Origin of the sequence: Pseudoalteromonas ruthenica (assembly GCF_008808095.1) — a bacterium.
Lineage (GTDB): Bacteria > Pseudomonadota > Gammaproteobacteria > Enterobacterales > Alteromonadaceae > Pseudoalteromonas > Pseudoalteromonas ruthenica.
In genome coordinates, this window is sequence record NZ_CP023396.1 from 249,810 (window position 1) to 263,181 (window position 13,372).

The window sequence follows — 13,372 nt, forward strand, 5'->3', positions numbered from 1 at the left end:
CTGAATTCATATGACGACACAACCTCGCATTGTTGCCATCGTTCCCGCTGCGGGAGTGGGCTCCCGAATGCAATCAAGCACACCCAAGCAATACATCGAACTGCAGGGCAAAACAGTCTTAGAGCACACCCTGAATAAGCTTATGAGAGTAGGCGAGATCAGCGCCATTAAAGTGGCCATCAGTGCAGCTGATGATTACTTTTCCACGCTCGCCATCAATAAACAGGTTATTAGTACTGTCGCCGGAGGCCGTGAGCGCGCAGACTCGGTGTTGGCGGCGTTGGATGCCTTAGAGCAACAAAGCCCTGATTGGGTCTTGGTGCATGATGCGGCACGTCCTTTAGTGTGTGCACATGACATCGAGAATCTGATAGCGCAATGCTGCGCTGCAAAGCAAGGTGGTATTTTGGCCGCCAAGGTGCGCGATACGATAAAGCGCGGCTGCAAGCGCGGGTGCAAGCGCGGGTGCAATAGTGAAGATGACGGCGAGTTTATCGACATGACCATACCGCGAGAGCATTTATACCAAGCGTTGACGCCGCAATTCTTTCCTTATGAGCTCTTGCGCCAATCGCTGCGCGATGCGCTTGCTGCGGGTGCCAACATTACTGACGAAGCATCAGCCATGGAGTGGGCTGGACATCCGGTACGCTTAATCACCGGACGCAGTGATAATTTCAAAATAACCACGCCAGAAGACTTACAGTTAGCAAACTTTCTTTTGGCCCAACAAGTAACGGAGTTTGTATGATCCGCATTGGTCATGGCTATGATGTACACCGCTTTGGTGGTGAAGGACCGCTAGTAATTGCCGGCGTGAGCATCGATTATGAACAAGGCTTTATTGCCCACTCCGATGGCGATGTTGCTATTCATGCCTTATGTGATGCCTTACTTGGGGCGTTGGCATTGGGGGATATCGGCAAACACTTTCCTGATACCAGTGCCGAATTTGCTGGTATTGATAGCCGTATACTGCTGCGTCGGGTGATGCAGGAAGTGAATAACAAGGGCTATGCGGTGGGCAATGTTGATGTCACTATTGTCGCTCAGACACCGAAAATGCGCCCTCATATTGATGCTATGCGCCAATGTTTAGCCGATGATTTACAGGTGCGCATGGATCAAGTCAATGTTAAGGCAACGACCACTGAAAAGCTCGGTTTCGCAGGGCGCAAAGAAGGGATAGCCAGTCATGCGGTGGCACTGTTGGTCGAATCGTCATGAGTGACGCAGTATCACCCTGGGAGCAGCCTTTAGCTGAGCTAAACTATTTATACGGCAAGCCAAGCGCAAAAGGGCTGTTTAAAGAGCACGCCGAAGACTTTATGGTCGACGAAGAGCTTGGATTTGAGCTCGATGGTGAAGGTGAGCATGTTTGTATCCATATAATCAAACGTGGTGTTAATACACAGGCGGTCGCCAAAGCCATTGCTAAGCATGCACAAGTGGCTCCCAGAGAGGTGGCTTACGCCGGACAAAAAGACCGCCAAGGTGTGTGTAGCCAGTGGTTTAGTGTTCCTGTTCCGATAAAAAAGCATATCGACTTCAGTGCCCTAAATGATGAGTCAATCTTTGTTACTGAGCAGCAACGCCATGGTCGCCGTTTGCGTCTCGGTTGTCATCGGGGGAATCACTTTAAAATACGCTTGCGTGAGGTCGATGAGCCATTAGCGGTGCTTAGTCGTATTAACGCCGTGCGTCAGGGAGTGCCCAATTACTTTGGTGAGCAACGTTTTGGTCATGGCGGGCATAATCTCACCATGGCGCAGCGGATGTTCCAAGGTGAGCGTATCCGCGATAAAAAGCTGCGCTCGATGGTGATCTCCGCCGCCCGGTCTTACATTTTTAATCAGATCGTTAGTTTGCGAGTAGCCGAGCATGGTCTTGCCAAAACCCTGCAACATGAAGTGTTTATGCTCAGTGGCAGTAACGCCTTTTTCACTGATGCCATTACTCCTGAGAACATCACCCGCTTAGTACAAGGTGATATTGAGCTGTCTGCCCCCATGGTGGGTAAGGGTGATAAGGCACTGGTGGCGCAAGAGCGTCAATGGTTGGCACCATTTAATGAGTGGTGCGCGGGGTTGGCGCAATTAGGGCTTAAAGGGGAGCGCCGTATGCTGCGTCTTTACCCTGAAAACTTAACTGTCGCAGCGCCTAGCGAGAATGTCATAGAGCTGAGTTTTAGTCTAAAAAAAGGCTGTTTTGCTACGGCGTTACTCAGAGAGCTGGTTGACTATCGACAAAGTGAGAACAGTATTACAAGGAATCACGATGAGAATATTGCTAAGTAATGATGATGGTGTGCATGCCAAGGGAATAGCCGCTTTATATCAAGCGTTGCAGCAAATTGCTGAGGTTGATGTGGTGGCACCCGATCGAAACTGCAGTGGTGCCAGTAACTCATTGACGTTAATGAACCCTCTGCGTGCCCACAAGCTAGATAATGGTTTTATCAGTATCAATGGCGCGCCGACCGACTGTGTACACGTTGCTTTGAATGCATTGTTGGAGCAGCAACCGGACTTAGTTGTCGCGGGCGTAAACCATGGTGCTAACTTGGGTGATGACACCCTTTATTCTGGCACAGTTGCCGCCGCCACCGAAGGCCGACACATGGGCTTACCAGCCATTGCTGTGTCGCTTGTAGGACCAGAGTGTGAGCACTTTGAGACGGCAGCACAAGTGACGGTTGATATAATCAAAAAGCTCAAGAGCCACCCATTACCGAAAGACCAAATTATTAATATCAATGTTCCTGATGTGCCTTACCGTGAACTTAGAGGCATTAAAGTGACGCGATTGGGTGCTCGTCATAAAGCGGAAACCATGACTGCACAGCGTGACCCTTGGGGTCGTAAGGTGTATTGGTATGGCTCGCTAGGCCCTGAACTGGATGCGGGGGCGGGCACTGATTTTGATGCAATCCGTCAAGGCTTTGCCGCAGTAACGCCAATGAGTGTAGATATGACCGCTCATGAAAGCATTACTCCCTTGCAGGAATGGCTGTTGGAGTCTGGTGATGATCGGTAATCTGCAACGCAGTGCAAGTTCATTGGCAGAGTTGTTAGCCAAAGAGGGAGTGACTGATCAGCGCGTGCTTGAGGTTATAGCACACACCCCTCGGCATGTATTTATAGATGAGGTGCTAAAACATAAAGCCTATCAGAATACCGCTTTACCAATCGGCCAAGGGCAAACTATTTCGCAACCCTTTATCGTCGCGCAGATGACCGCACTGCTGCGCCAGCATGGCGTGAGCTCTAAGGTGTTGGAGATAGGTACCGGTTCTGGTTATCAAAGCGCTATATTGGCACAGCTGTTTGACAAGGTGTATTCGGTAGAGCGTATCAAGGCGTTGCAGTGGCAAGCAAAACGCCGCTTGCATCAGCTTGATTTGTATAACGTCAGCATGAAGCATGGTGACGGTTGGCAAGGCTGGGCATCTCAAGCGCCATTTCAGGGCATTATAGTGACTGCCGCAGCATCCAGTGTTCCCGAGCAGCTGCTCCAGCAGCTTGATGACGGTGGTGTGATGATTGTGCCAATAGGCGATGCTGAACAAAAGCTAATGGTATATACTCGCCATGGAAATCAATTTAATCAACAAGTTATGGCCGATGTACGTTTTGTGCCCTTGGTACCTGGCGACATAATATAAGGAAGTTTTCTTGCAGTTATTTACCCCTTTGTACGATGCCGCCTTGCGTTGGGCCGCTCACCGACATGCTGAGCGCTACTTAGCAGGGATGAGCTTTGCCGAATCGGTATTTTTTCCCGTTCCCCCTGACGTCATGCTGGCACCGATGTGCTTAGCGAAAACTTCACAAGCTTGGCGTTTCGCTATTTTGACCACCTTAGCCTCTGTTATTGGCGGAGTATTAGGTTATCTTCTTGGTTTTTGGTTATTTGAACCCTTAGTTGAACCATTTATCCATTCTATGGGTTGGCAAGATAAATTTGCCCAAGCACTCGCTTGGTTTGAACATTATGGCGTGTGGGTGGTGTTTATAGCTGGCTTCTCGCCGATACCTTATAAGGTCTTTACCATAGGCGCCGGTTTATTGCAGATGGCCTTTTTACCTTTCTTGTTGGCATCGGCAGTAGGCCGAGGTGCACGCTTTTTTCTTGTCGCTGCATTGATGAAGTGGGGAGGGGCGCGTATGGAGCAAAAACTGCGACAATACGTGGAAGTGCTTGGTTGGCTTGTAGTTAGCTTGGCCATCGGTTTATATTTGGTTTACCGCTAAGCTATGCAAGGGCGCTTTATGCAAGTGAAATACACCAGTTTGATAGTACTGGTTTGCTTGTTATTGAGTGCTTGCTCGTCTCGAAATACACCCGCACCGGTTTCTGTCCTAGACACTGGTCGGGCCAAAGTGTCACGAAAAATTCATATCACCGGGGAGCACTATCGTGTGCAAAAAGGCGATACCCTCTACGCCATTGCTTTTAGTGCTAACAAAGATGTCCGGGAAATCGCGCAAATCAATGGTATTAAGCCGCCGTACACTATTTACCCAAAGCAGTTGATTTACATCGAGTCGCAATGGCTAAAAAAGAAAAAGCGAGAAAAATATCGTAACTCGAGTAAAAAGTCTACAAAATCAACACAAAAAAATAACAAAAAATTAAAGAAAGAGGTTGCGAAGCCGATACAACGGGAGTATGTTCGAAAACAACCTAGTAAAAAAACTGTTAGCAAAAAAGTACGTTCTGCTAACAAGTCAGCTCAAACTTTGAGCTGGCAATGGCCAGCACAGGGAAAGGTCACGCAGCGTTTCTCTAACAAAGAAAATGGCTATAAAGGGGTGCAGATAGCCAACCGAACAGGGACTTCTGTTCGCGCTGCCGCCGATGGTGTGGTCGTGTATGCGGGTGATGCGCTACGGGGATACGGTAATTTAATCATAGTGAAACATAACGATGATTATCTTAGTGCGTACGCACACAATTCGCGTTTACTAGTACAGGAAAAACAGGATGTCAAAGCTGGGCAAAAGATTGCCGAGATGGGCAGCTCTGAGTCCCCTGTTACCGCTCTTCGTTTTGAAATCCGGTATCGAGGCAAAGCAGTCAATCCGAGCAAGTACTTACCCTAGCTTTACAAGCACGAAACAGTAGTAAGGTGTTTGGGATTTTTACCGCGCTACACCGGAGGGTACTCTGATGGGTCACACTGCAAAACTTGAAACCACACAAGACAACGCCACTGATACAAATGTTATCGACGAACCAAAGGAAGAACTCCTAGAGCAAGTAGAGGAAAGTAATGCTGAGGAAGAGATCTTTGCCAAGGACGATAATGTTAAAAACCTCGATGCAACGCAACTTTACCTAAGTGAAATTGGCTTTTCGCCGCTGTTAAGCGCCGAGGAAGAAGTCTACTTTGCACGTAAAGCCTTACGTGGCTGCGAAGCGTCAAGAAAACGCATGATTGAGAGCAACCTACGCCTGGTTGTGAAAATTGCCCGACGTTACAATAATCGTGGTTTAGCACTACTCGATCTGATTGAGGAAGGTAATCTGGGGCTGATCCGTGCCGTGGAGAAGTTTGACCCAGAGCGCGGTTTTCGCTTTTCAACTTATGCAACATGGTGGATACGACAAACGATAGAGCGTGCGATAATGAACCAGACACGCACTATTCGCCTACCGATTCACGTGGTTAAAGAGCTTAATGTTTACTTGCGTACGGCCCGTGAACTGACGCAGCAACTGGACCATGAACCAACGGCAGAAGAAATTGCAGAGCGTTTAGACCGACCAGTAGAAGACGTGACTAAAATGTTGCGTTTAAACGAAAAGATTTCTTCCGTTGATACCCCGATTGGTGGTGACAACGATAAAGCATTACTGGACATTATTGCCGATGAGAAGGGCAGTGGTCCCGAAGGGGAAGTGCAAAGTAAAGATATCAACGATCATATCGTGCATTGGCTTGATGAGCTAAACCCTAAACAGCGGGAAGTTTTGGCTCGACGCTTTGGTTTATTAGGATACGAGCCATCCACCCTCGAGGACGTAGGCCGAGAAATTGGCCTCACCCGAGAGCGGGTAAGACAAATTCAAGTGGAGGCATTGCGCCGATTAAAAGATATGCTCCATCACGAAGGGCTTAACACCGAGAGTCTATTTGAACAAATGTAATGACTGATTACCCACAAGCCGCCTTTTAAAGGCGGCTTTTTTATGCACTTAATTAACAGGGCAACATACAATGGGCCTCGCAGCCCAAGAACTTTCCCAGATACTCCAACACTCATTGTTAACGTACCCATTGGTGGTGAGATAAATTCAAGCTCGCTGAAGTCCCTTCTTTTGATATTCGTCGGTTGTTAATAATGACTTTAGTCAATACAAAAAATACACAATTGATTAACATGTTTGTTTTGGTTAGTCTGGACCTGATTAAAAAACAAACGAGGTGATTTATGAAATCCAATCGGCGATATATACCTGCTGTGGTGGCTGCACTTATGGCGGCGCCCACTGTGACTTGGGCCTTAGACTGCAGCCCACTGACGGCATGGAATAGCGATGATGCTTATAACAGTGGTGCTCAAGTTGTATACCAAGACAAAGCATATGAAGCGAACTGGTGGACGCAAAATCAAGACCCAGCCACTCACTCCGGAGACTGGCAGCAATGGCGTTTACTGGGTCAATGCGATGGTGCCAACCAAACGCCAATAGTCGAGCTTACTTCGCCTCTTAATAATAGTTCTTTTGGTGAAAATGACAGCGTTGTCCTTAAGGCGCAAGCAAGCGACAGTGATGGCAGTGTCAGCGCCGTTGAGTTTTTCATCAATGGAGTTTCACTGGGTGTCGATAGTGCTGCTCCATTTGAGCTAAATTGGCAAGCCTTGGCCGGAGAGCATACTCTGCTCGCTCAGGCGCGAGATGATCAGCAAGGCGAGGGCGTCAGCGCTGAAGTAAAGATTTCGGTGCTTCCCGCTGACGGGAATGCTGCGCCGACAGTGACGTTAACTGCGCCGACGGCGCAAACCCAAGCGCGTAGCGGTGAGCAAGTGACCTTGAGCGCGAATGCCGATGACAGTGATGGTGTTGTTACGGCGGTAGATTTTTATGTTGATCAAGTGCAAGTTGGTAGTGATACCAGTGCGCCCTATTCTATACAATGGCAGGCCGAGTCGGGGCTTCATCAGTTTCAAGCCAAAGCCACCGATGATGTCGGTGCTCAGAGTATGAGTGCCAGTGTGCAAGTCAACGTCGATGCGGCCGCAGCTGGCATCTGTCAAGGCACGCCTAGTTATGTAGCAGGCACCAGTTATAGCCAAGGGGATACCGTCGAAAATGTCAATCACGCCTATCGCTGTGACGTCGCTGGTTGGTGTTCTTCAAGTTCGGCTTGGGCATATGAACCTGGAGTCGGCCAGCACTGGCAGGATGCTTGGACCGACCTTGGTATTTGCGCAATTGCTCCGGATATCACCATTACCTCGCCCAGTGCGAATGCCACATTATTACAAGGGCAAAGTACGGTGATTAGCGCCGATGTTAGCGACAGTGACGGCAGCGTCAGTGCGGTTGAATTCTCTGTTGCAGGCAATGTGATCGCCACAGATACGAGCGCGCCTTACCAAGCGACATGGCAAGTGCAAGGGCTCGGTGAAACGGCGGTGACGGTTGCCGCGAGTGATAATGAAGGCAACCTTAGCGAGCAGTCGGTGCTGGTCAGTGTCACTGATCAGCCCTTGGTGGTGAGCTTGAACTCTCCTGCCAGCGGAGAGCAGCTGCGCTTAGGGCAAAGCCTGACACTGGCTGCTGATGCAAGCTCTGCGCTCGGCAGTGTTACCGAGGTGAGCTTTGCTGTGAATGGACAAATCGTTGGCAGTGATAGCAGCGCCCCTTATACGCTGAATTATACCCCCGCGAGTTTAGGCCAGTATGCAGTTAGCGCCCTTGCCAATGACTCTCAAGGTAACAGCGCACAAAGCACGGCCGCGACAATTAATGTGATTGACACCCCAGCGGGGAAAAAACACAAGCTCATCGGTTATTGGCATAACTTCGTTAATCCGGCAGGCTGCCCTATTCCCTTGTCCGATATTTCCAGTGCTTGGGATATCATCGATATTGCCTTTGCCGAGAATGACCGCAATGCCACGGGTAAAGTTGTCTTTCACCCCTTTGAAGAGGACATTCGTTCCGATTGTCCGCCGATAGACCCGGTTAAATTTAAGCAAGACATAAAAGATTTACAAGCACAAGGAAAGGTCGTGGTGTTGAGCCTTGGCGGCGCCGAAGGCACGATTACTTTAGAGACAGATAGTGACGAGGCGAACTTTGTCGCCAGTTTGACCAACATCATCAATGAATGGGGTTTTGATGGCCTAGATGTCGATTACGAGAGTGGTTCCAACCTGGTTCATGGCTCACAGATCCAAGCGCGTTTAGGGCGTGCCTTGAAGCAAATTGAGCAAAACATCGGGGGCGATATGTATCTAACAATGGCTCCGGAGCACCCTTATGTACATGGGGGCATGGTCGCTTACTCTGGCATTTGGGGGGCGTATATTCCGCTCATTGACGATGTGCGGGATACCCTGGATTTACTCCATGTGCAACTCTACAACAATGGTGGCCTACCTAACCCCTATGAGCCGGGCTCGGCATCTGAGGGGTCGGTCAATATGATGGTCGCACATGCAAAAATGTTGATAGAAGGGTTTACCCTTGCCAATGGTCAGCAATTTGCGCCGCTGCGTGATGACCAAGTTGCTATCGGTCTGCCGTCTGGGCCGCAATCGGCTAATTCAGGGCAAGCACCCACGCAAAACATTATTGATGCGTTGGATTGCTTAACCAAGGGGCAAGCATGTGGCACCATTACACCCAGTAACCCGTATCCACACTTTGGTGGGGTAATGACCTGGTCGATAAACTGGGATAAGTACGATGGTTACAATTTCTCTGGTCCCATTGGCGATAAGCTCACTCAAATGAACAATGGCCAATAACCCTGAGATATAAAAAAGCCCGCTTAATTGCGGGCTTTATTGTTGCTATAGCAGCTCTTTTAACCGGTATAACAGCTCATGAGCCTGACGTGGGCTTAGATCGTCGGGGTCAATATTACTCAGCTCATTCTCAACCTCACTGGGCTCGGGCTCCGCCAATAAATCCAGCTGCGCTTGTGTGCTTGAGGTGTTGGCGTTAATTGCAGGTTGTTGCTCTAACTGTTTGAGCTTGCGCTTAGCGCTGTTGATCACCGCCTTAGGCACGCCCGCTAATGCTGCTACCTGTAAGCCAAAACTCTTACTTGCAGGGCCTTCTAAGACTTTATGCATAAAGGCAATGGTATCGTTGTGTTCAATGGCATCTAAGTGCACGTTTACTAACCCTGATTCACGCTCGGCAAGCTCTGTAAGCTCAAAGTAATGGGTGGCAAATAAGGTTTTGGCATTAATTTTGTGAGCCAAGTAATCTGCCGTGGCATAGGCGAGCGACAAACCGTCATAGGTACTGGTACCGCGACCAATCTCATCCATTAACACCAGCGAGTGGGCTGTGGCATTGTTTAAAATAGTGGCGGTTTCGGTCATCTCAACCATAAAGGTTGAGCGGCCAGAGGCGAGATCGTCGCTGGCATCGATACGGGTGAAAATACGATCGACCAAGCCGATTTGCGCCTGTGCCGCTGGCACAAAGCTGCCAATATGAGCCATTAACACAATCAGTGCCGTTTGGCGCATATAGGTTGATTTACCGCCCATATTCGGGCCGGTGATCATCAACATGCGACGCTGGTTATTGAGCTCCACCGGGTTGGCGATAAAGGGGTCTGTCATCACCTGTTCAACCACAGGGTGGCGCCCTTCACTGATGGCGATGCCGTCGCCTTCGTGCAGCTCGGGTTTCGCATAGTTAAGCGTTTGCGCGCGCTCCGCTAGGTTATTCAGTACGTCTAATTCACTTAATGCCGCCGCCAATTGTTGCAATGCATCCAGGTGCGGGGCTATGAGGGTGAATAGCTCATCATAGAGCTGCTTTTCCAGCGCCAGCGCTTTGGTTTGGCTACCTAACACCTTATCTTCGTGCTCTTTGAGCTCGGGGATAATATAGCGCTCGTTATTTTTTAGGGTCTGACGGCGGATATAGTGGCTTGGCACTAAATGAGAATTCGCGCGGCTAATATCAATATAAAAGCCATGCACCTTGTTGTAGCCAATCTTCAAAGTACTAATACCGGTGCTCTCGCGCTCTCGCTCTTCCATGGCGGTGAGTACATCGGTGGCCCCTTGCGAGAGGTTACGCCAATGGTCGAGCTCGTCATTGTAACCCTCAGCAATCACCCCACCATCGCGGATCAACACCGGTGGGTTATCAACAATGGCGCGTGTTAGTAACTGCAGTAGTTCATCATTGGGGTGACTGGCGGTGGCAATTTGTTGTATCCGCTGGCACTGACTGGTCGCTAACATATTCTGTAACTCAGGCAGTTGCTCCAGAGCTGCGCGCAAGCGAGACAGATCGCGTGGGCGCGCATTGCCCAGCGCTAATCGGGCAACGATACGCTCAACATCGCCTACAGCACGCAGCAGTGGCTGCAACTCCATATGCCAGGCTTGGTCGATGATGGTGCTAATGGCATTAAGACGAAGGTTGAGCTCCTTGCGACAGCGAATAGGGTTGTGAATGCGACGTTTCAATAACCGCGAGCCCATGGGGGTTGCGGTTTTGTCGAGCACGGCCGCGAGGGTGTTTTCCAGACCGCCACCAAGATTTTGCGTCAACTCAAGATTTTTGCGGGTGGCGCTGTCGAGTACCACGGCCTGCGTATCTTGCTCGAGACTAATGCCCTTAATATGGGGCAGGGCGGTACGTTGCGTGTCTTTGACATACTGTAATAGGCAACCAGCGGCAGTCAGTGCTAACTTTGCTTCATGAACACCAAAGCCAATCAAGTCTTGGGTGCCAAATTGCTGACATAATGCGGTAACGGCAGTATCTAAATCGAATTCCCATTCCGGACGCCGACGAGTGCCTTTAATATGCTCTATAAGCGCCATATCAGCAAAGGTTTCTGGATAGAGCAGTTCGGCCGGGTTAAGGCGTTGCAAAGTGGATTTAAATGCGTCATTGTCAGCACATTCAACGACATTAAAGCGTCCGGAATTGATATCTAAATAGGCAACGCCAAAACGGCCTTGTGGGTTTTTATACACACTGACTAATAAGTTGTCTTGACGCTCTTTTAATAGCGCTTCGTCGGTGATGGTGCCCGGGGTGACAATACGCACGACTTTGCGCTCAACCGGGCCTTTGCTGGTTGCCGGATCGCCCACTTGTTCGCAAATGGCCACCGATTCACCGAGCTGTACTAGGCGAGCGAGGTAGTTTTCCACCGCATGGTAGGGGACACCAGCCATGGGAATAGGCTCGCCGCCGGCTTTGCCACGATAGGTCTGTGATATATCAAGCAGCTCGGCGGAGCGAATGGCATCATCAAAAAACAGCTCATAAAAATCGCCCATACGATAAAACAGCAAAATATCGGGATGTTGCGCTTTTATTCGCAGGTATTGCTGCATCATCGGGGTTTGTTGTTTTATATTATCTTCACTGTAGAGATTTGCTGACATGCACGCACTCGAATAAGGATGGTTATGAATTTACAGCACCAGTCAACGAACAATACGAAAACCCTTGCTGCCCAGCTCGGCGCTATTCTAGCGGATAAGCAGATGATGATCACTACCGCTGAATCATGCACCGGGGGGGGCATTGCTTATGCCATTACCGATACCCCCGGCAGCTCGCGCTATTTTGCCGAAGCGATGGTGACTTATTCCAATGAAGCTAAGCACGAGCGCTTGGGCGTGAGCAAGCAAACATTGGCCGATTATGGCGCGGTAAGTGAACAAACCGTGCGTGAAATGGCTATTGGCGCAGCACAAGCCGCAGAGGCTGATGTGGCGGTGGTCACGTCAGGCATTGCCGGTCCCGACGGCGGCAGTGATGATAAACCGGTGGGACTGGTATGGTTTGCGGTGTTCTTTAATCAGCAGGTGAGCGTGCAACAGCAGGTATTCACCGGCGATCGCGCGTATGTGCGCGAGCAAGCAATAGCTCAAGCTCTGGCGATGACGGTAAAAATTATAGAATCTGCTTGATACTGTAATTCCATACAGTATACTAAGACACATTAAGCCAGCGTGTGGCACAGAACGATTTTGGAGAACAGCATGAACGATAACAAATCAAAAGCCTTAAGTGCAGCGGTTTCGCAAATTGAGCGTCAATTCGGTAAAGGCTCAATTATGAAGCTCGGTGATAGCCAGGCTTTGGATATTGAAGCCATTTCTACCGGCTCACTGGGAATCGATATCGCTCTAGGTATAGGTGGTTTGCCGACCGGGCGTGTTGTTGAAATTTATGGCCCAGAATCGTCAGGTAAAACAACCCTTACATTGCAAGTTATTGCTCAAGCTCAGCGCGATGGTAAAACCTGTGCTTTCGTCGATGCCGAGCATGCCCTAGACCCTGTCTACGCCGAAAAGCTGGGTGTTAACGTTGAAGAGCTACTGGTTTCGCAGCCGGATACTGGTGAGCAAGCGTTGGAAATTTGTGACATGCTAGTACGCTCAGGCGCGGTTGATGTGGTCATTGTTGACTCGGTAGCTGCACTGACACCAAAAGCTGAAATTGAAGGCGAAATGGGTGACAGCCACGTTGGCTTGCAAGCGCGTTTAATGTCACAGGCGCTGCGTAAGTTAACGGCAAATATCAAACGCTCAAACACCTTGTGTGTGTTTATCAACCAAATCCGTATGAAGATTGGTGTGATGTTTGGTAACCCTGAAACCACCACCGGTGGTAATGCCCTGAAGTTCTACTCGTCTGTACGTTTAGACATTCGCCGTATTGGTTCAGTGAAAGACGGTGATGAAGTGATCGGCAACGAGACCCGCGTCAAAGTAGTGAAAAACAAAGTGGCGCCGCCATTTAAGCAAGCCGAGTTTATCATCATGTATGGTGAAGGTATCTCCAAAGAAGGTGAGCTGATTGATTTAGGCGTGAAGCACAAGCTCATTGAAAAGTCCGGTGCTTGGTACAGCTACAACGGGTCTAAAGTCGGCCAAGGTAAATCTAACTCTATTAAGTTCTTAAAAGAGAATGTTGAGATTGCCAATGAGATTGAAGGTAAGCTACGGGAAATGTTGCTGCTTAAAGCAACCATTAAGCCTGAAGACGGTGAAACCAACCCGCTAGCTGCTGAAGCGCAGAGCGAGTAAGACTGCGAAGTACTGAATAAGAGTAAGCGAAACCAGCCTAAGGGCTGGTTTTTTTATGGCTGGAGTTTCATCGCTGGCACGCCTGCCATAAGTTTTAGCTAGGCTTT

12 protein-coding genes are annotated in these 13,372 nt (G+C 49.4%); 11 read left to right on the top strand and 1 reads right to left on the bottom strand.

Annotation, left to right across the window (positions count from 1 at the left end; genetic code table 11):
- Positions 1-10: 10 nt before the first annotated feature.
- The 9 genes from ispD to PRUTH_RS01210 all read left to right on the top strand — a co-directional run bounded on the left by ispD (position 11) and on the right by PRUTH_RS01210 (position 8,987).
- Entirely contained in the window at positions 11-751 is a 741-nt protein-coding gene (gene ispD, locus PRUTH_RS01170) for a 2-C-methyl-D-erythritol 4-phosphate cytidylyltransferase (RefSeq protein WP_151172331.1), read from the top strand.
- A complete protein-coding gene (gene ispF, locus PRUTH_RS01175; RefSeq protein WP_151172332.1) occupies positions 748-1,227 on the top strand; it encodes a 2-C-methyl-D-erythritol 2,4-cyclodiphosphate synthase in 480 nt (159 codons plus the stop codon). The genes ispD and ispF overlap by 4 nt, the downstream gene beginning before the upstream one ends.
- Positions 1,224-2,297 (top strand): tRNA pseudouridine(13) synthase TruD, encoded by a 1,074-nt coding sequence (truD, locus tag PRUTH_RS01180; RefSeq protein WP_151172333.1) that lies wholly within the window; start codon positions 1,224-1,226, stop codon positions 2,295-2,297. The genes ispF and truD overlap by 4 nt, the downstream gene beginning before the upstream one ends.
- Entirely contained in the window at positions 2,278-3,036 is a 759-nt protein-coding gene (gene surE / locus PRUTH_RS01185) for a 5'/3'-nucleotidase SurE (protein ID WP_151172334.1), read from the top strand. The genes truD and surE overlap by 20 nt, the downstream gene beginning before the upstream one ends.
- Positions 3,026-3,664, top strand: coding sequence for a protein-L-isoaspartate(D-aspartate) O-methyltransferase (locus PRUTH_RS01190; RefSeq protein WP_022946465.1), 639 nt, complete (start codon positions 3,026-3,028; stop codon positions 3,662-3,664). The genes surE and PRUTH_RS01190 overlap by 11 nt, the downstream gene beginning before the upstream one ends.
- 10 nt (positions 3,665-3,674) lie before the next feature.
- A complete protein-coding gene (locus PRUTH_RS01195; protein ID WP_045978509.1) occupies positions 3,675-4,253 on the top strand; it encodes a YqaA family protein in 579 nt (192 codons plus the stop codon).
- Between the two features lie 3 nt (positions 4,254-4,256).
- A complete protein-coding gene (locus tag PRUTH_RS01200; RefSeq protein WP_022946467.1) occupies positions 4,257-5,105 on the top strand; it encodes a peptidoglycan DD-metalloendopeptidase family protein in 849 nt (282 codons plus the stop codon).
- A 67-nt stretch (positions 5,106-5,172) separates the two neighbouring features.
- Positions 5,173-6,153, top strand: coding sequence for an RNA polymerase sigma factor RpoS (rpoS, locus tag PRUTH_RS01205; RefSeq protein WP_022946468.1), 981 nt, complete (start codon positions 5,173-5,175; stop codon positions 6,151-6,153).
- A 284-nt stretch (positions 6,154-6,437) separates the two neighbouring features.
- Positions 6,438-8,987: an Ig-like domain-containing protein gene (locus PRUTH_RS01210; RefSeq protein WP_179954350.1), complete on the top strand. Its 2,550-nt coding sequence runs from the start codon at positions 6,438-6,440 to the stop codon at positions 8,985-8,987.
- A gap of 45 nt (positions 8,988-9,032) precedes the next feature.
- On the opposite strand, the gene mutS is transcribed toward PRUTH_RS01210, so the two are convergent.
- Positions 9,033-11,612, bottom strand: a complete 2,580-nt coding sequence (gene mutS, locus PRUTH_RS01215) for a DNA mismatch repair protein MutS (RefSeq protein WP_151172335.1) — start codon at positions 11,610-11,612, stop codon at positions 9,033-9,035.
- A gap of 24 nt (positions 11,613-11,636) precedes the next feature.
- Between mutS and PRUTH_RS01220 the strand changes: the two genes are divergently transcribed.
- On the top strand, positions 11,637-12,143 hold the full coding sequence (locus PRUTH_RS01220; protein WP_053910685.1) for a CinA family protein: 507 nt from the start codon (positions 11,637-11,639) through the stop codon (positions 12,141-12,143).
- 72 nt (positions 12,144-12,215) lie between these two features.
- Positions 12,216-13,265, top strand: a complete 1,050-nt coding sequence (gene recA, locus PRUTH_RS01225) for a recombinase RecA (protein WP_045978513.1) — start codon at positions 12,216-12,218, stop codon at positions 13,263-13,265.
- Positions 13,266-13,372 lie beyond the last annotated feature (107 nt).

Excerpts from the sequence above, each read along its gene's own strand:
- rpoS (WP_022946468.1), top strand. The coding sequence starts at position 5,173 with ATGGGTCACACTGCAAAACTTGAAACCACACAAGACAACGCCACTGAT.
- truD (WP_151172333.1), top strand. The coding sequence starts at position 1,224 with ATGAGTGACGCAGTATCACCCTGGGAGCAGCCTTTAGCTGAGCTAAAC.
- surE (WP_151172334.1), top strand. The coding sequence starts at position 2,278 with ATGAGAATATTGCTAAGTAATGATGATGGTGTGCATGCCAAGGGAATA.
- PRUTH_RS01200 (WP_022946467.1), top strand. The coding sequence starts at position 4,257 with ATGCAAGGGCGCTTTATGCAAGTGAAATACACCAGTTTGATAGTACTG.
- ispD (WP_151172331.1), top strand. The coding sequence starts at position 11 with ATGACGACACAACCTCGCATTGTTGCCATCGTTCCCGCTGCGGGAGTG.
- PRUTH_RS01220 (WP_053910685.1), top strand. The coding sequence starts at position 11,637 with ATGAATTTACAGCACCAGTCAACGAACAATACGAAAACCCTTGCTGCC.
- ispF (WP_151172332.1), top strand. The coding sequence starts at position 748 with ATGATCCGCATTGGTCATGGCTATGATGTACACCGCTTTGGTGGTGAA.
- mutS (WP_151172335.1), bottom strand. The coding sequence starts at position 11,612 with ATGTCAGCAAATCTCTACAGTGAAGATAATATAAAACAACAAACCCCG.
- recA (WP_045978513.1), top strand. The coding sequence starts at position 12,216 with ATGAACGATAACAAATCAAAAGCCTTAAGTGCAGCGGTTTCGCAAATT.
- PRUTH_RS01210 (WP_179954350.1), top strand. The coding sequence starts at position 6,438 with ATGAAATCCAATCGGCGATATATACCTGCTGTGGTGGCTGCACTTATG.
- PRUTH_RS01190 (WP_022946465.1), top strand. The coding sequence starts at position 3,026 with ATGATCGGTAATCTGCAACGCAGTGCAAGTTCATTGGCAGAGTTGTTA.